Here is a 26,700-nt window from a genome sequence, read left to right as displayed (position 1 = left end):
GCAAGAAATCTTAATGTCAGAAGCAATGGGGATCGCCCTGCCTGCGGAGGCTCTCACAGCGAAGCAGATCATACAGGGCGGTCCCTATTTTTGTGCCATTAAGAAACCAAATAATGTCAAACAAGGGAGGTGCAAATTTGAACGCTAACATGCAAACCATCAGCCGAGGCGATATTTTTTATGCCGATTTAAGCCCCGTTATCGGCTCGGAACAAGGGGGCATCCGTCCCGTACTTATCCTGCAAAACGATGTAGGCAACCGCCATAGCCCCACCACCATCGTCTGCGCCATCACTGGCAAGCCCAAAAAGCCTCTGCCCACCCACACGGCCATCGCAGGAACAGGCGGATTATCCAGAGAGTCATTTGCACTTCTGGAGCAGATACGCACCATCGACCGGGTAAGGCTCAAGGAACGGATTGGCAGGCTGGATATGCGGGAAATGAAAAAAATTGACGAAGCACTGGCAATCAGCGTCGGACTTGAACCGGCGTTTTTTTATGAGGGAGGAATACACCATGACACATTCACAGGTATCCGATAATCTGATGTACGCTGCCGCCCTGCAGCAGCTCGAACGGCTTGCAGCCGTCAAGGGCATGACGGACAAGGAACTTGAACAGGTTAAAAAAGACTTGGAACGCAGGCTGCGCCCCACCATCATCGCGCTCTGCTGAGTCCCGGAATTGTTTTCTGAATATTATCAACTATTCAGTAGCTATATGCCCGGAGGTGTGGTAGTGTATGTCGTTGAAAGGAGGGAAAAAAGATGTATCAATCCAATTCAACATCGGCGGTAGCGCCGAAAATCACATTGATACAGGCGAGAAAGCCGGAAATTGCAAAGCTCCGTGTGGCGGCATACGCCCGTGTGAGCAGCGATTCAGAGGATCAGCAGAACTCCTACATCGCACAGGTGGATTATTACACCCGGCACATCGCCGCACAGGACAGCTGGGAGTTGGCGGACATTTATGCCGACGAGGGAATTTCCGGCCTTGTGGCAAGCAAGCGGGATGAATTCAACCGCATGATTCAGGATTGCCGGGACGGAAAGATCGACCGCGTCCTCGTCAAATCCATCTCCCGCTTCGCAAGAAACACCAAAGAATATATCCAGTATGTGCGGGAGCTTCTTCGGCTGGGCATCTCTATCCACTTTGAAAAGGAGAACATCGACACCGGCAAAATGACGTCGGAGCAGATCGCCACCATTTACGGCGCTTTTTCACAGATGGAGTCACAGAACCACTCAAACAATATGCGGATCAGCGTCCGCATCCGTATGGAAAAAGGCGACTACCTCTCGCCGTCCGAGCCTTACGGCTACAGGCTGGAGGGGCGCACCCTGATGATTATTCCCGAACAGGCCGAGGTGGTGCGCCGCATTTATGCCGCTTATCTCAGCGGTCAGGGAAAGGATGACATCGCAGACAAGCTGAACAAAGCAGGCATCCCCCGCACGAAAGGGCGAACCGTCTGGCACCCAAGCACAGTGGCATATATCCTCACCAACATCGCCTACACCGGAGATATGCTCTGGCAAAAGAGCTTCGCCACCAACGAAATCCCCTTCCGGCAAGTGCGCAACAAGGGCGAAAAGCCGAAATATTTTGTAGAGAACTGCCATGAGGCGATTATTTCCAAGGAGGACTTTCAGCGGGTACAGGCACTGATGGAAAGCCGACGGAGGCAGACAAACGGAACGGTTTCCTCCGCACTGCTGGCAAAGAAAATCCGCTGTGAAGGCTGCGGAACCCTGTTCCGCAGAAAAATCGTCAATAACAAGGTCTACTGGACTTGCCGGAGGCATGACCGTGATAAAGACCTTTGCCCCACCTCACAGATACCGGAGGAACAGATTGTCACGGCAATCCTCCGCATGTACCACAAGCTGAAACGGCATCGCGCGCAAATCCTGTCCCCGGTCTTATCTCAGCTGACCGAGCTTCGGGAAAAGGAGCTTCGCTCCAACCGCAGAATCAATGATATCGACAAGGAAATCGCCCAGCTCACCGAGCAGAATCTCGTTCTTGTTCGACTCAAGTCGAAGGGATACGTAGATTCTGCTCTTTATTTATCCCAAACCGGCGAAATTGACTTTAAGCTCCGGGAGCTGCGCCGTCAACGCCGCCGCATCATGGAGGCCAACGGCGAGGACAGTCAGATTAAAGCGACCCAAGCCATGCTGGATTATCTGGAGGACAGCCCCGAATATTTGGAGGCGCTCACGGAGGAAGTGTTTGAAACGCTGGTGGAGAGCATCTTCATCTCATCGGAAACAGCAATGAATATCAGCCTTCACAACGGTCTGATGCTGAAAGAAACCATGGAAAGGACGGTGCGGTAATATGGCATGGCAGAGAAAAATCCCCTTCGGGTACACCATGAAAAGGGGTGAGCTGCAGTGTTGTCCCACAGAATCAGCGGCGGTCAAAGAGATTTTCAGGCTTTATACTGACGGCATGGCCTACAGCAAAATTGCCGCCGAAATGATGCGCCGGGGGCTTCGCTACCACAGCCACACGGCCGAATGGAACAAGCACATGGTCAAGCGCATCCTCGAAAACGAACGCTATCTTGGGGAAAAGGAATATCCCCCCATCCTTGAGCCGGAAGCCTTTCTGCGTGCCCAGCTTATCAGGAGAGAAAAGAATGCCTATACACCCTGCCCGGACTATATCGGACCCATCCGTGAAAAAGCGGTCTGCGGCGTGTGCGGCGGCAGGATGCTCCGCGATACCAGAGCTGGGGGAAAGCCCCGCTGGTACTGCGAAAAGGAGGGCTGTACCAACCGCCGTTACATAGAGGACGAGGACATCCGCACAGCCCTATCCGATAGGCTGAATGTGCTGGCGCAGACCCCCAACCTCTTAGAATGGTTTCTGCCGCAAAATATAGAGGAGCCGACGCTGGAGGCGGTACGCATCCAGAACGAGGTCATCCGGGAGCTGAACAAAGCGGAGCCGGGACAGGAGTACACCAAAATGTTGATACTGGTCTGTGCCGCCGAGCAATACAGCGGACTGCCTGATTATATGCCTTACTATCAGATGCAGAGACTGAAGGAGAAAATCCTTACACAATCCATCAATGCGGAACTTCTCAGAGAGCTTTTCACAATCGCAGTGCAGGAAATCCAATTTACCGCCCACGGCAGTCTCCGCTTGCGACTCATCAACGGAAAAACCCTTGAAGCAGATGGAAAGGAGGATGCAAAGTGCCCGAAAGCGCAGTGAGAAAAGTCACGGTGATTCCCGCTGATCCCAAGCACAACCAAAAGGATATCCGCAAGCAGCGCCTGCGGGTAGCGCCTTACTGCCGCGTTTCCACCAGCTCCGAGGAACAGCTCGACAGCTATCAGGCGCAGATTGAATATTACACCGAAAAAATCGCCGCCCAGCAGGAGTGGACCATGGTGGATATGTTTGCGGACGAGGGCAAAACCGCAACCTCCACCAAAAAGCGCAAGGATTTCCTGCGGATGATCAAGGCCTGTGAAAAGGGCAAGGTGGATTTGATTATCACCAAATCGGTATCCCGGTTCTGCCGGAATACGCTGGACGGTCTGGATTATGTCCGCAGGCTCAAGCGGATGGGCGTGGGCGTCTTCTTTGAAAAGGAAAATGTCAACACCCTCTACATGGACAATGAAATGATTCTCACCTTTATGATGAGCCAGGCACAGGCCGAGAGCGAGTCCATGAGCGGCAACATCCGCTGGGGACACCGCAAAAATTTCAAGGACGGCAAGGTTTACTTTCACTATGCCGGATTTTTAGGCTATCGCCGGGGCGAGAACGATCTGCCTGAAATCGACCCGGAGGAAGCGGAAATCGTCCGCAGGATTTTTTCACGGTATCTGATTGGGCACAGCGTAGCCAAAATCATCGCAGACCTTGAGGCGGACGGCATCAAAACGGCGCGGGGGCATAAAAAGTGGAATGACGGCGTGATACGGGGGATGCTTCAAAACGAAAAATACATGGGGGACGCTCTGCTCCAGAAAACCTACATCGCAGACCTTTTTACTCGCCAGACTAAGAAGAACACCGGTGAGCTTCCCCAATACTACGTGGAGAACAGCCATCCCGCCATCATCGACCGGCTGACCTTTCAGCGGGTGCAGGAGGAAATGGCACGGCGCTCCAGCCTGAAAAAGGTCAGCGCCGCCGCCAAAACCGAGCTTGCCAAATACAGCGGCAAATATGTGCTGACCGAGCTGTTATCCTGCGGAAATTGCGGCAGTCCCTACCGCAGAGTGACATGGACCAGACCGGAGGGTAAAAAAATTGTCTGGCGGTGCATCAACCGTCTGGAGAATGGTAAGAAGTTCTGCAAGGACGCCCCCACGCTGGAGGAAAACAGGATTCACACTGCGGTGGTCAGTGCCATGAACGAAATGTTCAGCCAAAAGAGCTTGAAAGCAATTCTGCAGGACAGCATCCGAACAGCCCTTTTGCCGGGAAATGGCGAAACCAGCCTTGCAGCCATCGACAGCAGGCTTTCTCAACTGCGGGAACAGCAGTACCGGCTCCTTCAGCTTGCCGCCGCCGTGGGAGCGGATTCCACCCAATACGATGAGGAACTGAAGAAGGTCAGTATGGAATTCTCCGCACTGGTGGCAAAACGGAGCGAGCTGGAGAAAAATAAGCAGGATACCGAACAGGCGGACGAGCGTGCAGAGCAGCTTGCCGCCGAGCTGGAATCGGCGGACACCGGCATCACTGCCTTTGACGAGGTCACGGTGCGGCAGCTGATCAGCGCCATTACGGTACTCAGCGAAGAAAAACTGCTCATCCGTTTCAAGGACGGAACGGAGATTGAGCAGATCATATAAGGGCAACAGCAATCAGGTGCGGTGAAATATCCTGCACCTGATTTTCTATATCCCATAAGTAGCTGAACATAAATTCAAAGCATATCAGGAGGAATGAAAATGTTTTTCGATTACCAAAAAGCACAGCGGATGAAGGAGCGGTATCCCAGCGGAACCCGCATCCGACTCAATAGTATGGATGACCCCTATGCGCCCATTGCGCCGGGAACGGAAGGAACTGTAAATTTTGTAGATGACATCGGCACGCTTCACTGCACCTTTGACAATGGACGCACCCTCGGTGTCGTTCCCGGAGAGGACAGCTTCTCGGTGCTCTCGCGTCCAGCACCGTCTGAGCCGGAGGAAAGTCCCACTCCGCAGTTCGGCATGAGGATGGAATGAAAGGAGGATGCACCGTGAAACGGATTACGACAGATGAGCTTCGCACCATGACAGACCATGAGGGACTGATTCTTCAAGGCTGCGGCGGGGAGCTTTCAGAATGGGTAAACGGCATCAACGAGCTGCTGACACAGGAAGGAATTCTGCAAAACGGCGATACCTTCAAGGATGTTTTCGCTTTTGAGCATGACGGCTGCACCAATCTGCTGTTTTCTATGGAAAATGTGGATTTGCATATGGGAAAGCTCGCCATATGGCGTTTGCAGTCACACAGTGCTTTCGGCGGCACTTGGCTGAGTGATTATCTTCCCAACCGGCTGGGCGTTCATATGGATGAAGCAACTGCACAACAGGACGGCGGCCTTGAAATGAAACAAAGCTACTAACAATTCCAAGCATTTCACCGGCGGAGCTTGCTCTGCTGGGTACATAAAAAAACAGGCTCCCACGGAGCCGGAAAGGAGAAACCTATGAAAGCATTGAAAAAAAACAGTGCCCTGTATCTGGAACAGATTGCCTCTGCGGTAGCTGAATGCTATGAAAAAGATGAAAAGCCCTGCAATCGGGCACTGCTGGAGCTTTATACGAGGATCGGTCAATGTATCTGCCGTCAGGGAGAAAAAGCGTTTATTACGCATTTGTCTGAGATGCTCGCCGACCGGTTTCCATCGCTGAAAGGCTTCTCTCTTCGCAATCTCCGCAGGATGCGTGACTTTTACCGCACTTATGAAAACAGCCCGGCTCTTATGAGCAGGGCACAGTCCCTTGGCTGGACACAAAATGCCGTGATACTGGAGTGCTGTGAAACCGATGCGCAGCGTTCGTTTTATATTGACCTTGCGGTGGAACGGAACCTTTCCAAGCTGTCGCTCATGAATGCCATTCAGGAGGATGCCTTTGCCGAGACCCTCCATGCAGAAATTTGCTCCGAAAACGTGGAACCCAGCTGCGCCCCTGTAAGCGATAGCCGCATCGATGAAGCAGTAGACACCACCACATCAGTTGAAACGGCGTGTGAGCCGTTTGTGACAGCGTGTGAGCCTCCCCACCAAGGGGATACTCTGCTCCGAGGCACTGGCAGTGGCTACAGTGAAATTCTCACAATAATTCCAACCGGCAAAAGAATGAAAAATATGCGAAAACAGTCCATTTCATGCTGGCAGGCTTACCCGTTTCTGGAGCGCTCCGCTTCGCCAAAACCATTGGCGCAGAAACAAATCATCCATTTAAAGCCGCCGCCAGATATGGTTCAACCGAAGAAGCTCCCGCCGCCTTTCATCAGAAAACAGGGCAGGAATTATCAATGGCAAGTACATCGACCGAAAACAGCCGCATAATTATTTGAACACGGCCGTGAAGAGTCTGAGGATTTATGGCATCATAAAATTGGTCATTGCCTGCGGAGAATCTGATTTATTTTGAGAATTTGGCGCTCTCTTTGGAGAAAGATAAGAAATCTTTTTTCCACGGTGTCCACAAAAAGACATAGCTTTCCGTGAAGAGGGCTGTGTCTTTTCTTGTAGTAGAAATATGAATGATGACTATAAAACTGAGGAGAAAATAGGATGGCGGAGAGGATAGCCCTTGACAAGCTGGAGCAGAATCTGGTTTTTTTTAATAAAATGTATGACGCAGTAAGACTGGTGGATCCTGTTCATAAGAAAGTCTTGGAGTATCGTGATCGAAGCATGGGAAAAACAAGCAGGATTTGTTACGATTACTGGGGGAATGGAGGAATATGTGATAATTGTATTTCTGTCCGTGCTCACTGTGAAAATAAAAGTTATATAAAGCTCGAACAAGATCAGGATGCTATTATGCTGGTTACGGCAATTCCCATTGAAACGGATGATACAGCTGCTGTGTTGGAACTGTTTAAGAATGCTACGGATAGTATGATGATTGGAACCGGGAACTATAATGATGGAAAGGAGATGCGTCATATTATTTACGATATGAATAATATGATAATCAGAGACCATTTGACATCCTTATATAATCGGCGTTTTGTGGATGACCGGTTACCGGTGGATATCGTCAAGGCTACAGTGGCAGAACAACCTTTGTCTACTATTTTCATCGATATAGATAACATGAAGACCATTAATGACACCTATGGACATATAACAGGAGATTTGGTGCTAAAGCAGGTGGCTGCCGCTGTGCAGAACAGCATACGGGCTGATTTGGATTGGGCGGCGAGATATGGAGGCGATGAATTTATTGTTTGTTTGAACAATATGGAGGAGGATGAAGTATTGCGGATTGCAGAACGTATTCGCAGCAACATTTCCTCTATTGAGGTGCCTATACAGAATGAAAAGATAAGAATCACAGCTTCATTAGGGGTGCAGACCATGTCTCAGTCTTCGTTTACAGCGGAAGAAATGATCCGCAGAGCGGATGAAAAAATGTACCAAGAGAAAAAAGACGGAAAAAACTAAAATAACACCCCAAAGGTTAGAAAGAAGACTAACCTTTGGATGGTGTCTTTTTTATGAAAAAATATAATATGATATGATGAGGAAAAGAGATGATGTAAGTGCAGGAAAAAGAAGTATCACAGTATCAGAAGATGACGGAAACCCCGGTATCCAGACTGATTATTACATTGGGGATACCCACTACCGTCAGTATGCTGGTAACGAATATTTATAACATGGTGGATACCTATTTCGTAGGCAGAATCGGGACCAGTGCCAGCGGTGCCGTGGGCGTGGTCTTTGGACTGATGGCGGTCATTCAGGCAATTGGGTTTATGTTCGGGCACGGTTCCGGAAGTATTATAGCCAGAAAGCTTGGAGAGAAAAATGTAGATATTGCCTCTAAGTTTGCCTCCACCAGTTTTTTCTATTCTTTTGGAATCGGCATTCTTTTGACCCTTTTGGGATTGATTTTTATAAATCCTTTTATGAGGCTCTTGGGCAGCACGGAGACGATTCTGCCCTATGCGAGAATGTACGGATTATTTATTTTGCTGGCAGCGCCATGGATGGCCAGTAGCTGTGTATTGAACAATATTTTGAGGTATGAAGGTCAGGCCTTTTTTGCGATGATCGGATTGACTTCCGGAGCCGTTCTAAATATTGCCGGTGACTGGATTTTGATGACAAAAATGCACATGGGCATCGAAGGAGCCGGAATATCTACAGCCCTTTCTCAGGTCGTCAGCTTTTTTATTCTTTTGGCTGCATTTCTCAGGGGAAAGACCCAAAGTAAGATTGCTTTTCGATTAATTTCCAGAGAATTTCAGGATGTGTTCTTAATTATGAAGACCGGGCTGCCAAGTCTGATGAGACAGGGACTGTCCAGCGTATCCATCATGATTTTGAATAGTCAGGCGGCAGCTTACGGCGATGCGGCGGTAGCCGCCATGACTATTGTGAACCGCATTTGTTATTTTATTTTCGCTGTTGCACTGGGTATCGGACAGGGATTTCAGCCGGTTTCAGCCTTTAATTACGGTGCGGGAAAGTATTCCAGAGTAAGGCAGGGCTTTATTTTTACCGTAACCGCAGGAGAGGTTTGTCTGGGATGCATGGCTGTTTTTGGAATGCTCTTGTCTTCTCGTTTGGTTGGATTTTTCAGAAATGATCCCGCTGTTATCGAAATCGGAACCTTTGCCTTGCGTATCCAATTGATGGCGTTGTTTTTTATGCCGTTAGCCATTTGCGGAAATATGATGTTTCAAAGTATCGGTAAAAATGTCATCGCTACTTTTTTGTCGGCTCTTCGAAGCGGTTTATGTTTCATTCCGATCATTTTAATCTTGTCCCGCCTAATGGGGTTAAGAGGGGTGGAGATATCCCAGACCTTATCGGATACGTTGACCTTTTTTGTATCCATACCCTTTGTCATTCACTTCTTTCGATTTTTACCTAAAGACAAGGAAGAGGATCGTGTGATACAATAGGAAACATGAAGAGGAACGGAGGCATTTTTAATATGGAAACAACATCGTCGGCACCGAAGCCGGCACCGACAAAAGCAGAACGGAGACAATCCATTTTTTACATGGCGGTATGTGCCGCCCTATGGAGCATCGGGGGGATTTTTATTAAGCTGCTTCCGTGGAATGCCTTTGCTATTGCCGGGGCTCGCAGCCTGATTGCAGCCATTATTGTATATACATATATCCGTCATAAAAAAATTCAGATGAAATTTGTGAAACAGGCATTTGTGTCAGGAGCTTTTTTAAGCGGTGTTTTTTTGAGCTTTGTTATTGCCAATAAATTGACTACCGCAGCGAATGCTATTGTTCTTCAATTCACGTCACCGGTATTTATTTTGATCTTATCTGCTGTTTTTCTGCACAAAAAATGCAGGAGGGGAGATTTGATTACGGTCACAGCCACCCTGGCGGGGATCTCTTTATTCTTTTTGGACCATTTGACACCGGGGGGGATGCTTGGAAATGGTTTTGGCATGTTTACCGGGCTGATGGTGGCGTGTTCCTATCTGATTGTAGGCGAGGTGGATGAGGAGACGCGCATGACTGGAATTTTCTTAGGCCAGATCTTTACGGCGGTGATTGGAATGCCGGCATTGATTTTTACGGAGACAGCTATAACCACCCCGGCTCTATTCAGCATTCTTGCCTTGGGAATATTTCAGTTGGGCATTCCCTATGTGCTGTTTGGATTGGCTATGAAAAATGGATCCGCTTTGTCGTGCAACTTAATTGGGGCGATCGAGCCGCTTCTGAATCCAGTGTGGGTGTTTTTGTTTAATGGAGAAGCACCGGGATTTTTTGCTTTGATTGGGGCGGTTATTGTCATCACTGCCATTACTTTGTGGTGCATATGGAATGACCAGGTCAGCAGACTTCAAGAAGCAGAAGAACAGAAAAAGCTGGACTCTGCATAAGGGAAGGTAAGCGCAGGAACTAAGATATTTCAAATCCATATATCAGATGGAGCATACTCTGGTATATGGATTTTTTCAGTACTTGGATCGATCCAAAGACTTTTTATTCTTTTCTTTGAAACTGGACACAATATAAAATATTCGACATAATAAAAAAATAGTAACCCAATAAAAAATATGATACAATTGTAGGATAGATGTGTTTGAAAGGGAAAAAATGTAAGAGGTAGTAAAACAGGCTTCAAACATATTAGAAAAGATGCTTTTGACTAAGTAGGGGGACGTAATGAACGATAAAAAATATAAAGATGTTTTATATGAGTTTAGAGAAATAAGCGATTTAAAAGATATGGTCGATTCCAGTGCGGAACTGTTTTCTGAAAAGGATGCGTATCTGGTCAAACAGATTCCGGGCGGAGAATATACCCCTATAAAATATAGAAAATTTAAAGAAGATATTGATGCGCTGGGCACAAAGTTTATTGAGATGGGTCTTAAGGGAAAGAAGATCGCAGTGGTTGGAGAAAACAGCTACAAATGGATTGTAACTTATCTGGCCGCCACAAACGGTACAGGTGTTATCGTGCCGCTGGACAGAGAACTGCCGCCTCGGGAAATGGCTAATTTGATTGAAAGGGCGGAAGTGAGCACCATCGTTTATTCCAAGAAGATGGAAAAAATTATGGCAGATACCATGACCTTGCTGGCTCAGCCAATTTCCTACAGAATATGCATGGAGAAAGCCGAGGAATCCGGCGTATATAATCTGGATGACTTGATTGAGCAGGGATGCCAGCTGATCGCACAGGGAGATCGAAGCTTTATAGATGCCGAAATCGATCGGGAGGCTATGTGCTCTCTTCTGTTCACATCGGGGACGACAGGACTGGCAAAAGGGGTCATGCTTTCCCATAAGAACATAAGTGCTAATGTGTATAATATGTCTAAGTATGTATCCATTCCTTACGAGGACTTTGGGCTTTCCGTTCTGCCGATGCACCATTCCTATGAGCTGACCTGCCATATCTTTACGGGAATCTATCAGGGAATGACGGTCGCTATTTGCGAAGGGCTGAAACATATTTTGAAAAATATGCAGGAAGCGCCGGCAGGGGTTATGCTGGGGGTGCCTTTAGTGTTTGAGTCTATGTATAAAAAAATTCTCAAACAGGCTCAGGCTTCCGGAAAGCTGTCCGCTATGAAGAAAATGATGGCCGTATCCAAAACGCTGAAGCTTTATAATCATCCCAAAATTGTAAAAAAGATGTTTAAAGATGTACATAATGCTATGGGAAATCATATGAACTTATTTATAGCGGGCGGTGCTGCTATTGACCCAAGTGTTATAGAAAATTTTCAGGCATTAGGCATTCCAATGATCCAAGGATACGGAATGACGGAAAACGCCCCCATCATAGCTGTTAATAAAGATCGGTACAGTAAGCCGGCAGCTGTGGGACTTCCTATGCCGGGCACAGAGATTAAAATTATTGATGCGGATAAAACTGGAGTCGGTGAAATTATTTGCAGAGGTGACTCCGTTATGATCGGATACTATAACAATCCGGAAGAAACCGAGCAAGTCCTTATAGACGGCTGGCTTCATACCGGAGATTACGGATATTTTGATAAGGATGGATTCCTGTACGTTTGCGGAAGAAAAAAGAGTGTAATCGTTACGAAAAACGGAAAGAATATTTTCCCGGAGGAAGTAGAATTTTATTTAACGCAAAGTGAATTTATTGAAGAGGCTTTAGTACATGGTATTCTGGACGAAAAATCGGGGGATACTGTGGTAAAAGCGGAAGTTTATCTGGATAGAGAGGCAATAAAAGAAGCCGCCGGAGAACTTTCTACGGGGGATCTGAGAAAGTTTGTGAAACAGGAAATAGACAGGCTGAACGAACAGATGCCTTTGTATAAAAGGGTGAAACGCTTTGGTATACGGGAGAATGAATTTGAAAAGACGACTACCAGAAAGATTAAGAGATTTAATCAATCCAATATAGAAGAATAGGAGCTAAGATGCTGCACGCTGAAGAATTTATAAAGAATATAAATGAGAATAAAGATCCCCATATCCGATATAAGAAAAGCCGGCCTATCAGTGACATCAAGCAGATGCTGAATTCAAGCGTTGAACTGTATAAGGAAAATACGGCGTTTTGGGTCAAGAAGGTTAAGGGCGGAGATTATGAAAGCATTACTTATGCAAAGACTCTGACCGATGTGAATGCGCTGGGCACAGCACTAATCGCAAGAGGGTTCAAGGATAAACGGATTGCAGTCATCGGAGAAAACGGTTATGAATGGGCGATCTCCTATTTGGCAGCTGTCTGCGGAACCGGAACCGTGGTGCCTTTGGACAAAGAACTCAATGCCAATGAGCTGATGCAGCTGGTGGTCAATGCCGAGGTAAGCTGTGTGCTTTGTGATGCTAAATTTGGCAAGATTTTTAAGGAAATGCAGGCCAGCGGAGAGACGATACTCAAGATGGTGGTGACTTTTGGAAAAGAAAACGTCCGAAGCGGCGCACTTTCTTTCAGACAGCTCGTAGAAGAGGGACAAGAAGCCATCCGACAAGGAAATGAGGAGTTTACCAGTGCGCAGATTGACCCGGAAAAGCTGAGCATTTTATTATTTACCTCCGGTACAACAGGGGTGTCGAAGGGAGTTATGCTGTGCCACCGGAATATAGCAGATGATCTGATGTCTGCGCCTACCGTACTGGAAATCCGATCGGAAGATATTTTCTTTTCCGTACTGCCTGTTCACCACACGTATGAATGTACCTGCGGATTTTTACTTCCGCTGTATAAGGGGGCGGCTATTGCTTACTGCGAGGGGCTGAAATACATTACCAAGAATCTGTCCGAGATAAAGCCGACGGTGTTCTTAGGCGTGCCTATTTTATTTGAGAACCTATATCGGAAAATATGGCAGAACGTCAGAAAACAGGGGAAGGAATCCCTGTTAAGAAGGATCATTAAGATCAATCGGGCAACCAAAAAGATGGGCTTGGATTTAGGAACTCTCTTTTTAAAGGACATAAGGGAAGTTTTCGGAGGCAGGATGCGGCTCATGATCTGCGGAGGGGCGGCTATTAATCCTGAAATCCTCGATGGAATAAGAGACTTTGGAATCATGGCCCTGCAAGGCTACGGACTGACGGAATGTGCTCCGATCGGTGCGCTGAATCCGGACAAGGCGGCTAAATCGGCTTCCATTGGGAGAGCTCTGCCTAATTTTGATATGAAGGTGGTAGACCTCAATGAAGAGGAAATCGGTGAGATCTGCCTGAAAGGCGGCAATGTCATGCTGGGATATTATAACATGCCGCAGGCCACTGCCGAGGTTCTCAAAGACGGATGGTTCCATACGGGAGATCTGGGGTACATGGACTCCGAAGGATATGCTTATATAACGGGCAGAAAGAAAAACGTAATCATTACTAAGAACGGTAAAAATGTGTATCCGGAAGAGCTGGAATATTATTTGAGCAATATTCCGTATGTATTGGAATCTCTGGTGTATGATAAGGAATCCGAGGATGGCACGGATACGATTATTGCGGCATCCATTCGAGTGGATGAAGAAGAGGTGACTCAGTGTCTGGGCGAAGGATATACGGATGACATGGTAGAAGAGCTTCTCTGGAATGAGGTGGATAAAATAAACGAGACATCGCCTTATTTTAAAAAGATCAAACGGATCGTCCTTCGTAAAGAAGAATTTGAGAAAAACACTTCAAAAAAAATCAAACGCTTTGTGGAGGCTAACAAGCAATAAAAATAAGAAGATATAATAAAAAACTCTGGAGTTGATAGAAAGTCAAGCCAGAGTTTTTTGATGGGAAGTTTTTATGCTCCCATTATTTTTATTATTTCGTGACGATATGGATATTCTTAGAGCTTGTGGCATATACCATGGTGGCGTAGCAAAGATCGAATTCAATGATGTCTCCTACGTGTATCTCATCCTTGCAGTTTTCAATATCAAGAATCAGATGGTCACTGCTGGCTCCTAAGATTTCGAGTTTGTCGTTTCGAGGGATCAGCATATCCGGATCTCCAAAATCTACTTTTCCTAAAGCGACAAGCGCTCTTCTACGGATTCCTCTGTCCACGTAAGTCTGGGCATGGCCGAATGCATCAAAGGACAACTCTCCTACCGGATAGCTCGGTTTATCCTTTACCTCTACGACCTCTGCTTTTAAAGTAAATACGTCCTGATTCAAGAAATCTGCTTTTACACCAAAAAGTGCTTCATAGTCGTGAGCGAGTATGATGCCTTCCCCTATTCTCAGATGATTGATCCTCTTTGGCATGGTTTTATCGAATACCATAGGGGCAGAAGTGGTAGCACCTCCGGAGATAATTTCCAGCTTTCTTCCGATGACCGCTTCAATTTTTTCGGCGATGGCAATCAAGTCGTTCATTTTTTCAGGGGTGGCTTTTATGGAACCATAGCATCCCAGATTTGTCCCTATACCCATCAAGTCAACATTTTCTAACTGGGTTTCTACATAATTTGCTGTTTTGACCATTTCTTCCACATTCCAGAAGCCTTCTCTTAAATCACCTAAATCGGCCATAAGAACTACTCCGTGCCGCTTGCCCTGCTTCCGGCACTCCGTATTAATCTGATCCAGTACAACCTGTTCACTGTTCAAGCTGTATTCTGCATATTTTACAAGGTCTTCAATTTCACTGAGCATTGGAATACGGATCAGGAAAAACGGTTTTTTACAGCCTATTTCCTTGGAATCTATAATCTGCTCCATTCGTGAAGTGGCGATATATTTACAATTTGAGTTGTCAAATTCCTTTACCATTTCCGGTATGGCATGAAACCCCTTTATAACACCGGCCACCTCAATGCCTTGTTCCTGACACAGTTTGACCATGGAATCAATATTGTGCCTGAATTTTTTTAAATCTACCTCCAGTTGAGGATATCTTGCTCCGTTTGCATTCATTTAAAATTCCTCCTATTCTTTTATAAAATATCAGCAGAAACATTCATTGTCCCTTACGAATAAGGAGCAATTTATTAAAACAATCATACCATATTCTTTTTTCCAATAAAAGCAGATTTATAGGATAATTTTTGCATAGTTTATTGAATTTATTAGATTTTCCTTAAATGTCAATCTCTTTGCTTGACACTTGTTTTCTTTGGATATAGAGTAATTACAACAGTTAAATCCAATATATGCGAAAGGTGTCAGTGTGACTGGAATGTGTGAACAAGAGGACTTGAAGAAATTAGAAAAGAGTAATTCTATTAAAGGGATTACATTTTCATTATGTGCACAGATAATATGGGGATTCAGCGTAATTCTAACAAAACAGATCACGGCCGATTTTTCTCCATTGACTCTGCTCAGCTGGCGGTTTACAACAGGAATGGTCGCGATGACCTTATTGATTGCAATGAAAATTTTTCCGATTCACTTAAAAGGTAAAAATATAAAGCCGTTAGTCCTGTTAGCTGTTTTTCAGCCGATTTTATATTTTATAGGGGAAACCGTGGGGATTAAGTTTACGACCGCATCTGAAAGCGGGATATTCATAGCCATGATTCCAATTGTCACGTTGATTTTATCCATTTATTTTTTAAAAACGGTTCCCAGCAAATTGCAGATAGGGGGTGTAGTGATTTCCGTAGCGGGTATCGTATTAATGGTGGCCTGCAAAGGAGTAGGGGTGTCGTTTAGCATGATCGGTTATTCAGCACTTGTCTTAGCCGTTTTTTCGGCGGCAATATTTTCAATTCTGTCAGACAAGGCGGCGGAATACAGCAGCATAGAAAAAACATATATAATGGCCGTTATGGGAGCACTGGCGTTTGATCTGGCAGCTGCCGCGGAGCATATTGCTGATGGGACAGTAAGAATCTGGCTGACACTTCCTGTACATAATCTGCAATTTATGCTGACAACCTTATATTTAGGAATAGGCTGTTCCGTCATTTCTTTTTGCTGTATGAATGCTTCCATAAAATATATAGGTGCCACGAGGACCACTACTTTTGCCAGCGTCACCACGGTCCTGACGGTCCTGTGCGGAGTATTTATTTTGGGAGAAAATTTGAATATGCTGCAAGGTGCAGGAATTATTTTGGTTATAGCAGGAATCTATATGGCGAATAAAATATCTGTTGATGCAAAAGACGTAGAGTAAGTTGGGGGAGGATGTATGTACAGGGTATTGATTATAGAGGACGACTTTGTTATAGCAAGGTCGGTGCAAGAACATTTGAGCAATTGGGGCTTTGAGGTAAGGTATATAGAAAATTTCAAGGAAGTACTCGCTGAGTTTACCTCTTATGAACCGCAGCTTATATTGATGGATGTGACCTTGCCGTTTTTTAACGGATATCACTGGTGCAGAGAGATTCGCCAGATCTCATCCGTTCCCATTGTATTTGTATCCTCTGCCGGAGATAATTTGAATATCGTTATGGCCATGAATATGGGAGGGGATGATTTTATCGTCAAGCCTTTTGATTTGAATGTATTGACCGCTAAAATACAGGCCATTATAAGGCGGACTTACTCTTTTCAGGGGCATGCGAATATAATTGAATATAATGGTGCAGTATTGAACTTAGGGAATGCCACATTAAGCCATGAAGATAAAAAAATAGAGCTGACAAAAAATGATTTCCGTCTTTTGCAGGTGCTTTTTGAAAGTGCGGGAAAGGTTGTTTCCAGAGACTGCCTCATGACAAGGCTTTGGGAGGATGAAAATTTTGTTGACGATAATACTTTAACTGTAAATATTACCAGACTAAGAAAAAAGCTGGAGGAAATAGGCTTAGAGGATTATATCAAAACCAAGAAAGGAATCGGGTATATGATTGAATGAATACAAAGTATGAAATACGCATGGCTGCCAAAGGATTTGTAAAAGAAAATATAAAAAGGGTTATTTTATATTTGATTTTTTGCTGCATTTTCGGAGTGCTCTTCATACTGCAATCAGTTCAGGCGGAGGTAGTGCTTTACGGTGCGGAAGTCTGTGCCTTTCTGGGAATTATTTTTATGGCAGATGCATTTTATAAGGCCTGCAAAAAGCACCTTCGGCTGACAGAATTAAAAAATCAGATTACCTTTAACCTGGAAAATCTGCCGGAATGCACGTCTTTAATGGAATCCGATTATCAAAACCTGCTTAGGGAGCTGTTTACGGAGATGAAAAAACAGGAATCTGCTTTTCTGGCGGAAAGTAAGGATATGGTAGATTATTATACCCTTTGGGCGCACCAGATCAAAACGCCCATAACGGCTATGAGCCTGATTCTCCAAGCAGAGAAAGGGGATACCTCCACTCAGATGAAATTGGAGCTTTTTAAAATAGAAAAATACGTGGAAATGGTTCTGCAATACCTGAGAATGGGTAGCATGAGTTCTGATTTAGTGCTGGCAGAATATGATCTGGGGAAGATCGTAAAACAGGCGGTAAAAAAATATGCGACTGTATTTATCTATAATAAAATAACCCTGCAAATGCAGGATATAAATGTAAACGTGCTTACAGACGAGAAATGGTTGAGCTTTGTACTGGAACAGATTTTGTCCAATGCATTGAAATACACCAAAAGGGGAACGATTAACATCTACATGGCGCAGAATGCCGAGAAAACACTGGTAATAGAGGACAATGGGATCGGAATAAGCGGGGAGGATCTGCCGAGAGTTTTTGAGCAGGGCTTTACCGGATATAATGGCCGTATGGATAAAAAGGCCAGTGGGCTGGGCTTATATTTATGTAAAAAAGTGATGGACAATCTATCCCACAGGATAAGGATTGAATCGGAAGAAGGAAAAGGAACCAAGGTTTTTTTGGAGCTGTACATGAAAAGAATGGATCCGGAATAAGACGGTACCTTACAAAATTGAAAGGTTTCATGGAAAATTGTAAGCGAAATCTATGGCAGAGGTTTCGTTTTTTTATTATCATAAAATTACAAAAGGGATAGTATAGAAATGGGAGGAACAAAAATGGCACTATTAGAAGTGAAAAATTTAAAAAAAATATATTCCACACGCTTTGGAGGAAATCAGGTACAAGCTTTATCTGATGTAAATTTCTCCGTGGAAAGGGGAGAATATGTAGCAATCATGGGGGAGTCCGGATCAGGTAAAACCACCTTACTGAACATTTTAGCGGCGTTGGATCGACCCACCAGCGGAGAAGTTCTGCTGAACGGGAAGAGCCTTGCTGTTATAAAAGAGGCCAATATCGCTGAATTCAGAAGAGCAAACCTGGGATTTGTGTTTCAGGATTTCAATTTATTAGATACCTTCTCTCTGGAGGACAATATTTTTTTGCCGCTGGTCTTGGCAAAAATGCCGTATCGGGAAATGCAGGAGCGTATTTTGCCGATTGCAGATAAATTGGAGATTTCAGGGCTGCTGAAGAAATACCCGTATGAGGTGTCCGGAGGCCAGAAACAGCGTGCCGCTGTTGCACGAGCCTTGATTACGAACCCGCAGCTTATTTTGGCGGACGAACCTACGGGAGCTTTGGATTCAAAAGCCTCTGATCATTTATTAGACTTGTTTTCGGATATTAACAAAAGCGGGCAGACCATTTTAATGGTCACGCACAGCACGAAAGCGGCAAGCCATGCCAGCCGAGTTATTTTCATCAAAGACGGGCGAGTATTTCATCAGATTTACAGAGCAGGAATGTCCAATGAAGAGCTGTATGAAAAAATATCGAATGCATTGGTTGTCATCGCGGCGGGGGGTAATATAAGTGAATAAGCTATTTTATGTAAATATGGCATGGTCAAACATGAAAAAAAACAGCCGGATGTATTTGCCATTTTGTTTGGCTTCCACAGGAACCATAGCAATGTTCTACATGTTGGAGGCTATAGCAGAAAGCAATGGATTGTCCATGATCAGAGGGGGAGAGACCTTAAGAGCCATCTTGAACTTTGGCTGTTTTATCATAGGAATGTTTGCATGCATATTTTTATTTTATACGAATAATTTTCTGATGAAGCAGCGTAAAAAGGAGTTGGGAATTTACAATGTACTTGGTATGGGCAAAAGACATATTGGAATCATCCTGTTTTTTGAAACCATTCTTTTATATGGAATAAACATCGTAACAGGCTTGATCAGCGGTGCGGTCATCAGTAAATTTATATTTTTGATTCTTCTTAAAATGATGGATTGTGAGATACCGATTGCTTTTTCAGTTGAAAAAAAAGCAGTTGCAACGGCAATCGTTTTGTTTGGGTTGATTTTCTTTGCCATGCTGCTGTCCAATATCCGCCAGATACGGCTGGCAAAGCCGGTAGAGCTTCTTCAAAGTGCCAATGCAGGGGAGAAAGAACCGAAAACAAAAGGGCTTCTCGCTATAGCGGGCGTTATCACACTTGGGGCAGGATATGGCATTGCATTGACCATTCAGTCGCCGTTAAGTGCGCTGACGCTGTTCTTTGTAGCTGTTATTCTGGTCATCATAGGAACCTATGCACTGTTTACAGCTGGGAGCATTGCGGTTTTAAAGCTTTTAAGAAGGAATAAAAATTATTATTACAAGACAAAGCATTTTATCGGAACATCCGGTATGATCTATCGTATGAAGAAAAATGCCGTAGGTCTGGCCAATATCTGCATTTTATCCACGATGGTATTAGTAACTCTGTCTACGACCGTATGTCTGTATTCCGGGCAGAGCCGCGTGGTAGAAAGTGCTTATCCCAGAGACGTCCAAATTATTGCTCATGACGTTGCGGTAAATACAAAATCTCAAATTTTTGATATTATTCAAAAGAGCCAGTCTGAAGGCATAAAACAAGCGAAAAATATGACCGTGTTTAATTACTATACGTATGATTCTGTGAGAGATGGGAGTCGTTTTTCGGGACAGGATAAGAGCAGCGGAGAGAGGGCTTATGAGTTGATCTTTATGACACTGGCAGACTACAACAGTGCCGAAAGGTCGGATTGGAAGCTGGCAGAGGATGAAGTTTTAGTCTATTCAGACGGAATTTATAATGAAGACAGTCTGGATGTATTAGATCACCAGTTTCGTGTGAAGTCGCAGTTGGAGAACTTCCCATTTGAAAATATCAGTATGTCAGAAAACAGTAAAAAGGTTTATGTGATACTTTCAGACCAAAAGATCTTTGACCAGGTACAGCAAAAAATTAATGAGACCTACTCTTTCGAGGGGCGTTTAAGGTGCTATAGCGGGTTTGATTATCAGGAGAACGCAGAAGAGGGAAAAGCTTTTCTGGAAAAGATTAAAAAGAATATAGAAGAGCAGAATATGAATGCGTATGTAGCGACAAAGGCTGATATGGAGCAGGATTCTATGGCAGTATTCGGGGGACTCCTGTTTGTCGGCGGCTTCTTAGGCGTATTATTCATCATGGCCACGGTTTTGATTATTTATTACAAGCAGGTTTCGGAGGGCTATGAAGACAGAATGCGTTTTCAGATTATGCAAAAAGTTGGATTGACGCCAAAGGAAGTGAGAGCATCCATCAAAAGCCAGATGCTTACGGTATTTTTCCTGCCGCTTTTGGTCGCTATCATACATGTAGCCGGAGCTTTTAATATGATTACAAAAATGCTGGCATTGTTCAGACTGACCGATATACATTTATTTTTAACTTGCACCCTGGTCACTGTTGTGATTTTCGGGATCATCTATGGAATCGTGTACGGACTGACGGCAAAAGCTTATTATAAAATAGTCCGATAACAACAGTCATATATCTTTAGAATCAAAAAACAAAAACCGTCCGCTGAATGATGTGCTGCTTAAGGGCAACCGATCAGACTGCGGACGGTTTAGTAGTAATTTTATGCTTTTGAACGAATATGAGCGGCAACCTTTACGTCTTCTTTTTTTATGTGGTTAATAAGCCAGCCAGCGATACTTGTGTTGACTTTACTTACCAGTACGAGAGAAGGACCCTCTTTTTCCAACTGATCCATGATTTCGCGTACCACTTTTTTGAAGCCTTCGTGATATTGCTTGTGATTTGCATAATCCGGATACTGGCTTGCCAGCTGAAGCTTTTCTTCATCTGCAAAATGCTTCGCGGTATAATCGTATAAAAATGTAGTTGTCTTTGTCAGAACATCTCTGCCTTTTCCCTGTGAACAGGCATCCAGAAGGTCGTTGATTGCAGTAATCAACTGCTTGTGCTGTTCGTCGATGGTGCTGTTTCCTGTTTCTAAATCACTGGTCCATTCGTATTTCATAATTCCTACTCTCCTTTTATGTATCATCGTTTGTTTTCATTATACCCATGTAAAATCTTCATATCAAGGGACAATTTACTATTTATCCTGCTTAATTTATATACCCGGACAGGTTTGCCATAAACAGCGTATTTTAAATAATTTCACTTCACATGTTTCTGATTGCAGGTTCCTGTGAATCTGCAATCAGAACGTTTACTGCTTCTTGATTTTTGCAGCTTGTGCAAGAAATGCACTTGCACTCTTCAACGTATCGCTATCAGTGGATTCCAGCAACACCTTAAGGATATCTGTATCGAGAACTTCTTTTGGCCTGCGTTCCTCCGAGCCGAAAACGATGTAATCTAATGACAAATGGAGCATATCGGCTATTCTGATCAACGTATCAAGTGCTGGTTTTTGAAACGCATTTTCAATTTTTGTATAGGAACTTGCGGATAAATCGATAGCTTCACAAAAACTCTCCTGCGTAAAACCCAGTTCTTTGCGGCGGGCTTTAATCCGCTGAGCCATATTTTTGAGTTGAATCTCTGTCAAGTTGTTCACCTCCGTCCACTATTTATTATAATTAACAGACGAAAGTTAATGTATTCTGCATTGACGAAAAAAAGTTAATTCTATATAATTGAAAGTAAATATATTCGCTATTGACGAAACTTGGAATAACGATAAATTATGGCAGCTTGTATCAAATGAAGCCGTCAAGCACAATTATAAAATATTGGAGGAAATCAACATGAAAAACATATCAATCAGCAAAAAACTTTTCATTGGGTTCGGTACCATCTTGGTCATGCTACTGATAACCATCGGAATAGCAATTTTAAGCGTCAATAGCATTAATGAACAAATTCATTCCTATGCAAAGTATACGTTGCCAAACAGCACGAGCATTTGGATGCTTAGGCGTAATGACGTGGCTATACAACGAGATATCTTTCGAGCCTTTGATGAGACCGACAGCCAGAAAATCGCGGAATTGTTTGAAACAGCTCAGCAGGATTGTGATACGCGCACGAGTGAACTTGACAAATATGCGGCCAATCAAAGAGACACAAGCCGAGATGCACAGATTGCGAAGCTGCGAAAACTATGGAGTGAATCCGCGCAAATAAGGCTGAAAACAGCCGAGTTGATGAAAAACCCCACAGCAGCGAATATCCAACAGGCAAAGGAAATGGTTGAAAATAGCTACTTGCCTATTGCAGATCAGGCAACAGAAATTTTAGTTGGATTTACGAAAACCGCAGATGAGCGAGCCGTTCACCAAGAGCAGGAAGCAAAAGCTGCAGTTCGGTTTGCTTTGATATCACTTACAGTGTGCGGTGCTGTAGCCGTCGCACTGGCTGTGCTATTGATAACCATCATAAGAAAATCCATCCTCGTTCCTGTCAATCAGATTGTGGGGGCCTATGGTGAAATGGCTAAGGGAAATATGAAAGCTCCTATCCGATATGAAAGCCGGGATGAACTAGGGCAGATGGTAATGCTTATCAAAAAAACCAATGCGATGCAAGGAGCAATTGTTGATGATGTTATTGAAAAATTCACGAAGATATCTCAGGGGGATTTGAGAATTAAAGTGGATTTGGAGTATCCCGGAGATTATGTGGTTCTAAAGCAGACCATTGAAGACACGGTTTCGACACTTAGCGACACTATGACAAATATTAACACAGCTTCCAATCAGGTGGCCATTGGCTCTGAACAGGTGTCCAGCGGCGCGCAGGCTCTGGCTAGCGGGGCTACCGAACAGGCGGCTACCGTGGAAGAACTGAACGCTTCCATTACCCAGGTTGCTGAAGAAGCCCAAGGAAATCTGTCCACCATAGGTCTTGCAGCCGGGTACATTGAACAGGCCGGTACAGGGGTGAGCGCCAGCAACGAATATATGCAGCAGCTCTCTGGGGCAATGGATGAAATCAGTTCTTCTTCCAATCAGATTGCAAATATTACAAAAGTTATTGAGGATATTGCTTTCCAGACCAATATTCTTGCACTGAATGCCGCCATTGAAGCTGCCCGTGCCGGAAATGCCGGAAAAGGGTTTGCCGTTGTAGCGGATGAGGTGCGCAATCTTGCCGTAAAATCCGGAGAGGCCGCTCACCAAACCGCCGCTTTGATTGCGGCATCTGTGGCCGCGGTAGAACGGGGAACTCAAGTCACCGCGCAGACAGCAGAGCAGTTACAGGATACGGGTGCAAATGCAGAGAAGGTAGTGGAGAGCTTTACCAAAATTGAACAGGCATCTACGCATCAAACTGGTGCCATCGAGCAGATTAAAATTGGTCTCTCTCAGATTTCCGCCGTGGTGCAGACCAATGCCGCTACAGCTGAGGAAAACTCGGCTACCAGCGAAGAGATGTCGGGACAGGCTATCACGCTGCGTGAAGAAGTCGAAAAATTCAAGCTGTGGGAAGGAAAAGGCCAGCTTTAAAGAATCAAATTGCTATCTGCACGACGGTTCTGATAGAAGCGGAGTGACGGCGTACAGTGTACTGGGACTATGCAGGATTGCATTCTCGGCGGAAGGAGGCGTATCTATGAAAAAACAGAGTACTTGGATTCAGAGGCTGCTGAGCGTTCCTCTGATGATTCTTTTCATCTTGACCGTGTACAGTTTGAATGTTCCTAATCCGATGATTATCCTGATTATACCAATTGTCTATTTTACTTATTCCGATGGGTATATAAGCGGTGCTCTCAGTGGTGCGACGTCTATGGCGTATGCTTTTTACTTTTTTTTAATCAAGACTCGGGATCCCGTTGGAGGATACAAAGTTGCCACCATTATTCTGGCGATGGCCTCCATCATCTTTCTTGTGGGTAAGCTCAAGGCGCAGGATCAAAGGAATATAGCCGATCTTGAGCAGCATGAGGATGCATTGCTGCGTATGGCCACGACCGATAAGCTGACCGGTGCATTGAACCGACATGCGTTTTTTGAACGGGCCAACACTATTTATGAAAACAGCCATCGACAGGGCACATCCATATCCCTACTTTTTATTGACATTGATTATTTTAAGCAGATCAATGACCAGTATGGCCATATATTTGGTGATGCCGTTTTGAGCAGACTTTCGGGGACGCTTGAAAATTGTCTGCGAAACAGCGATGTGAACTGCCGCTACGGAGGAGAAGAATTTCTTCTCCTTCTCGCCGACGCGGATGGTGATGCGGCACAGCTTGTAGCATCCCGGGTTATGGAGCAGGTGCGAATGATACGGTTTGAGGAGTATCCTGACTTCCGTTTCACTGTCAGCATTGGTGTGTCCAGCACAATTCCTACTGATCCGCCGGTCATTGAACTTTTGATCCGCAGTGCGGACAATGCTATGTATCAGGCCAAGCAGGAGGGGCGGAACCAGATTGCCGTGGAGCGTCTGGAGGCGGGCAAAGAAGATGCCAAGCCCTTTGCCCACCCTTGCTTTACAGCGAGCAGCAGCAATGGAAACGTCGGTGCGTCAGTGGCGGATATTACTGAGATAGAGGAAGAACGCCAGGCCTTCAAAAATCTTCTGGAATCAGAGCAAGTCATTCGGGAATGTATGGACATGCTTTATCAGGCGAAAACTTTGGAGGAGGCAATGGAGAATGCTCTCCGTCGGGCGGGGGAATATTCCGGTGCAGACAGGGCCTATTTTTTTTCTCTGTCCGGGGATGCTCTGGTTTTGACAAATCAATGGTGCATGCCGCAGTTTCCGCCGGGATCGCGCGTGCAAAAGGTAAACTTGTCCGACTTCTATCAGTTGTGGTCATTGTTTGGCAACAAAGAATGTATTGTCATAGAAAGCATGGAGCAGATTCAGCCCTTTGATATGGAGCTGTATCAAGCCTTTCACAAACAAGAGATCAAAAGTGCCATATTTATTCCGTTGGAGCAGAATGGAAGGCTGCTGGGAATTTGGGGCGTGGAAAATCCATCCCCGGAGAAGGCTCAAAGCATTGCGCCGCTGCTGCTTTCGCTGCGCTATTCTTTGATGTCCACTATGCGGCGAGTTGGTTATGAAACCCTTTTGGAGAAACTGAGTTTTGAGGACTCTTTGACAGGACTTTGCAATAGAAACCGCTATTTGCGGGATATTTCCGCTTTTAAAGATGTATCGAATACGGGAGCCGTATACATATCCATGAATGAAATGAAACGGCTCAACGACACCTTTGGCCATGCCTATGGCGATCAAATTCTAGCCGGATATGCCGAAAAAATCAAAAGGACGTTTTCATCAGGTATTTCCTACCGTATGAGTGGCGATGAGTTTGTTGTGATTTGCAGAGATATTCCCCAGGAGCGGTTTGAACAACAAGTGCGAACCTTCAAGATGCATTATGCCGTCTCCCAGAATTGTCATGCGGCGATTGGATATCACTGGGAAGAACAGGGGGAAGATATCCGGAGCTTGATTCATGAAGCCGAAGCATGGATGTACGAGGACAAAAAGAGATATTACCGCAAAAGTCTCCCAGGAGACCGCTACCGATATTATAACGATAACGTATTTCACTTGACAGAGCCCGGTATACTGAAAAAAAGCCTTGAGGAAGGACATTTTCTCATTTATTTACAGCCCAAGGTCTCCTTTGCCAATCGCATTCTGAGTGGTGCTGAAGCACTGATACGCTACAGGCAAGAGGATGGGACAGTCATTCCACCCGTGCAATTTCTGCCTGTGCTGGAGGATGCCAAGCTTATTAGTTTGCTGGACTTTTTTGTATTTGACCGCACCTGTGCCATGCTCGCCCAGTGGATCAATCAGGGCAGGAATGTTGTACCCATATCTGTTAATTTTTCCAGGTATACACTGGCTGAGCAGGATTTTCTTTTGCGATTACAACAGGTGTTTGACAGATATTGCATTGAGAAAAAATGGATCGTTCTCGAGGTGACTGAAAGCGTCAAGAGTGTGGAGGGCATGAATCTTCTTTCCTTGATCGACAGTATCCGTGCTGCTGGTTTCTTTATTTCCATAGATGATTTTGGCGTGGATTTCGCCAATCTTTCATTGTTCTCCTTAGCTAATTTTGATGAGTTAAAGCTGGATAAGGTACTCGTGGACAGCATTGCAACCAATCAAAAAGCACAGCTGGTCATTGAATCCATTGTGGCTATCTGCCGTAAAATGAATATCGGTGTCGTTGCAGAAGGTGTGGAAACGGAAGAACAATTTCACCTTTTAAGGCAAAACGGCTGTAATCAGGCACAGGGGTATTTATTCAGCAAACCAATCCCCGTCGTGGAATATGAAGAAAAATACATACCTGTACCAGTTGGACTGTCAAAGAACGGAGCAAGAGATACATAAAAAACACATATTAATAAATTTTAGATTTTAAGAGTAAAAAAGGTTATGGTATTTTTCCCATAAC

At 45.0% G+C, this 26,700-nt stretch carries 24 protein-coding genes; 21 read left to right on the top strand and 3 right to left on the bottom strand.

What is annotated here, in order from left to right:
• The first annotated feature begins 13 nt into the window (after window positions 1-13).
• The 14 genes from EQM06_RS13290 to EQM06_RS10885 all read left to right on the top strand — a co-directional run bounded on the left by EQM06_RS13290 (window position 14) and on the right by EQM06_RS10885 (window position 13,877).
• On the top strand, window positions 14-148 hold the full coding sequence (locus EQM06_RS13290; protein WP_018213958.1) for a hypothetical protein: 135 nt from the start codon (window positions 14-16) through the stop codon (window positions 146-148).
• Window positions 138-545 (top strand): type II toxin-antitoxin system PemK/MazF family toxin, encoded by a 408-nt coding sequence (locus tag EQM06_RS10940; RefSeq protein ID WP_018213957.1) that lies wholly within the window; start codon window positions 138-140, stop codon window positions 543-545. The genes EQM06_RS13290 and EQM06_RS10940 overlap by 11 nt, the downstream gene beginning before the upstream one ends.
• The gene (locus EQM06_RS12920) at window positions 520-678 is read left to right on the top strand and encodes a hypothetical protein (protein WP_018213956.1); all 159 of its coding nucleotides are present in this window, start codon (window positions 520-522) and stop codon (window positions 676-678) included. Before EQM06_RS10940 ends, EQM06_RS12920 begins: the two co-directional genes overlap by 26 nt.
• Window positions 679-770: 92 nt before the next feature.
• Window positions 771-2,351, top strand: coding sequence for a recombinase family protein (locus EQM06_RS10935; protein WP_018213955.1), 1,581 nt, complete (start codon window positions 771-773; stop codon window positions 2,349-2,351).
• A gap of 1 nt (window position 2,352) precedes the next feature.
• The gene (locus EQM06_RS10930) at window positions 2,353-3,240 is read left to right on the top strand and encodes a recombinase family protein (RefSeq protein WP_018213954.1); all 888 of its coding nucleotides are present in this window, start codon (window positions 2,353-2,355) and stop codon (window positions 3,238-3,240) included.
• The gene (locus tag EQM06_RS10925) at window positions 3,222-4,841 is read left to right on the top strand and encodes a recombinase family protein (protein WP_128746468.1); all 1,620 of its coding nucleotides are present in this window, start codon (window positions 3,222-3,224) and stop codon (window positions 4,839-4,841) included. Before EQM06_RS10930 ends, EQM06_RS10925 begins: the two co-directional genes overlap by 19 nt.
• Before the next feature lie 99 nt (window positions 4,842-4,940).
• Complete coding sequence (locus EQM06_RS10920) at window positions 4,941-5,222, top strand: DUF4314 domain-containing protein (protein ID WP_018213952.1); 282 nt, start codon at window positions 4,941-4,943, stop codon at window positions 5,220-5,222.
• Window positions 5,223-5,236: 14 nt separating this feature from the next.
• On the top strand, window positions 5,237-5,608 hold the full coding sequence (locus EQM06_RS10915) for a hypothetical protein (protein ID WP_230974962.1): 372 nt from the start codon (window positions 5,237-5,239) through the stop codon (window positions 5,606-5,608).
• Between the two features lie 84 nt (window positions 5,609-5,692).
• Window positions 5,693-6,559, top strand: a complete 867-nt coding sequence (locus EQM06_RS10910) for a DUF1016 N-terminal domain-containing protein (protein WP_051085487.1) — start codon at window positions 5,693-5,695, stop codon at window positions 6,557-6,559.
• Between the two features lie 228 nt (window positions 6,560-6,787).
• On the top strand, window positions 6,788-7,666 hold the full coding sequence (locus tag EQM06_RS10905; protein ID WP_128746467.1) for a GGDEF domain-containing protein: 879 nt from the start codon (window positions 6,788-6,790) through the stop codon (window positions 7,664-7,666).
• 98 nt (window positions 7,667-7,764) lie between these two features.
• Window positions 7,765-9,135: an MATE family efflux transporter gene (locus EQM06_RS10900; RefSeq protein WP_230974961.1), complete on the top strand. Its 1,371-nt coding sequence runs from the start codon at window positions 7,765-7,767 to the stop codon at window positions 9,133-9,135.
• 32 nt (window positions 9,136-9,167) lie between these two features.
• Entirely contained in the window at window positions 9,168-10,088 is a 921-nt protein-coding gene (locus EQM06_RS10895) for a DMT family transporter (protein ID WP_164914442.1), read from the top strand.
• 286 nt (window positions 10,089-10,374) lie between these two features.
• Complete coding sequence (locus EQM06_RS10890) at window positions 10,375-12,105, top strand: AMP-dependent synthetase/ligase (RefSeq protein WP_128746465.1); 1,731 nt, start codon at window positions 10,375-10,377, stop codon at window positions 12,103-12,105.
• An 8-nt stretch (window positions 12,106-12,113) separates the two neighbouring features.
• Window positions 12,114-13,877, top strand: a complete 1,764-nt coding sequence (locus tag EQM06_RS10885) for an AMP-dependent synthetase/ligase (protein WP_128746464.1) — start codon at window positions 12,114-12,116, stop codon at window positions 13,875-13,877.
• 91 nt (window positions 13,878-13,968) lie between these two features.
• Here EQM06_RS10885 and EQM06_RS10880 read toward each other — a convergent pair whose 3' ends face one another.
• Complete coding sequence (locus EQM06_RS10880) at window positions 13,969-15,066, bottom strand: alanine racemase (protein ID WP_128746463.1); 1,098 nt, start codon at window positions 15,064-15,066, stop codon at window positions 13,969-13,971.
• A 280-nt stretch (window positions 15,067-15,346) separates the two neighbouring features.
• Between EQM06_RS10880 and EQM06_RS10875 the strand changes: the two genes are divergently transcribed.
• From EQM06_RS10875 to EQM06_RS10855, 5 genes are all read left to right on the top strand, one after another.
• Window positions 15,347-16,273: a DMT family transporter gene (locus tag EQM06_RS10875; protein WP_164914441.1), complete on the top strand. Its 927-nt coding sequence runs from the start codon at window positions 15,347-15,349 to the stop codon at window positions 16,271-16,273.
• Window positions 16,274-16,288: 15 nt separating this feature from the next.
• Window positions 16,289-16,960 carry a response regulator transcription factor gene (locus EQM06_RS10870; protein WP_128746461.1) on the top strand — a complete coding sequence of 224 codons (672 nt, stop codon included), beginning with the start codon at window positions 16,289-16,291 and terminating at the stop codon, window positions 16,958-16,960.
• Window positions 16,957-17,973 carry a sensor histidine kinase gene (locus EQM06_RS10865; RefSeq protein ID WP_128746460.1) on the top strand — a complete coding sequence of 339 codons (1,017 nt, stop codon included), beginning with the start codon at window positions 16,957-16,959 and terminating at the stop codon, window positions 17,971-17,973. The genes EQM06_RS10870 and EQM06_RS10865 overlap by 4 nt, the downstream gene beginning before the upstream one ends.
• A 123-nt stretch (window positions 17,974-18,096) precedes the next feature.
• A complete protein-coding gene (locus EQM06_RS10860; RefSeq protein WP_128746459.1) occupies window positions 18,097-18,864 on the top strand; it encodes an ABC transporter ATP-binding protein in 768 nt (255 codons plus the stop codon).
• Window positions 18,857-20,824 (top strand): ABC transporter permease, encoded by a 1,968-nt coding sequence (locus EQM06_RS10855; protein ID WP_128746458.1) that lies wholly within the window; start codon window positions 18,857-18,859, stop codon window positions 20,822-20,824. The genes EQM06_RS10860 and EQM06_RS10855 overlap by 8 nt, the downstream gene beginning before the upstream one ends.
• A gap of 101 nt (window positions 20,825-20,925) precedes the next feature.
• On the opposite strand, the gene EQM06_RS10850 is transcribed toward EQM06_RS10855, so the two are convergent.
• The gene (locus EQM06_RS10850) at window positions 20,926-21,330 is read right to left on the bottom strand and encodes a bacteriohemerythrin (RefSeq protein ID WP_128746457.1); all 405 of its coding nucleotides are present in this window, start codon (window positions 21,328-21,330) and stop codon (window positions 20,926-20,928) included.
• A gap of 195 nt (window positions 21,331-21,525) precedes the next feature.
• Complete coding sequence (locus EQM06_RS10845) at window positions 21,526-21,867, bottom strand: helix-turn-helix domain-containing protein (RefSeq protein WP_128746456.1); 342 nt, start codon at window positions 21,865-21,867, stop codon at window positions 21,526-21,528.
• A 199-nt stretch (window positions 21,868-22,066) separates the two neighbouring features.
• On the opposite strand from EQM06_RS10845, the gene EQM06_RS10840 reads away from it, so the two are divergent.
• Together EQM06_RS10840 and EQM06_RS10835 are read left to right on the top strand one after the other, a co-directional pair.
• Window positions 22,067-23,767 (top strand): methyl-accepting chemotaxis protein, encoded by a 1,701-nt coding sequence (locus EQM06_RS10840; RefSeq protein WP_128746455.1) that lies wholly within the window; start codon window positions 22,067-22,069, stop codon window positions 23,765-23,767.
• Window positions 23,718-26,636, top strand: a complete 2,919-nt coding sequence (locus EQM06_RS10835; RefSeq protein WP_164914440.1) for a diguanylate cyclase — start codon at window positions 23,718-23,720, stop codon at window positions 26,634-26,636. Before EQM06_RS10840 ends, EQM06_RS10835 begins: the two co-directional genes overlap by 50 nt.
• Window positions 26,637-26,700 lie beyond the last annotated feature (64 nt).

The sequence above is a fragment of the Aminipila luticellarii genome (genome assembly GCF_004103735.1).
In the GTDB taxonomy this organism is placed as follows: Bacteria; Bacillota; Clostridia; order Peptostreptococcales; family Anaerovoracaceae; genus Aminipila; species Aminipila luticellarii.
This window is presented reverse-complemented; position numbering and strand designations above follow the sequence as displayed.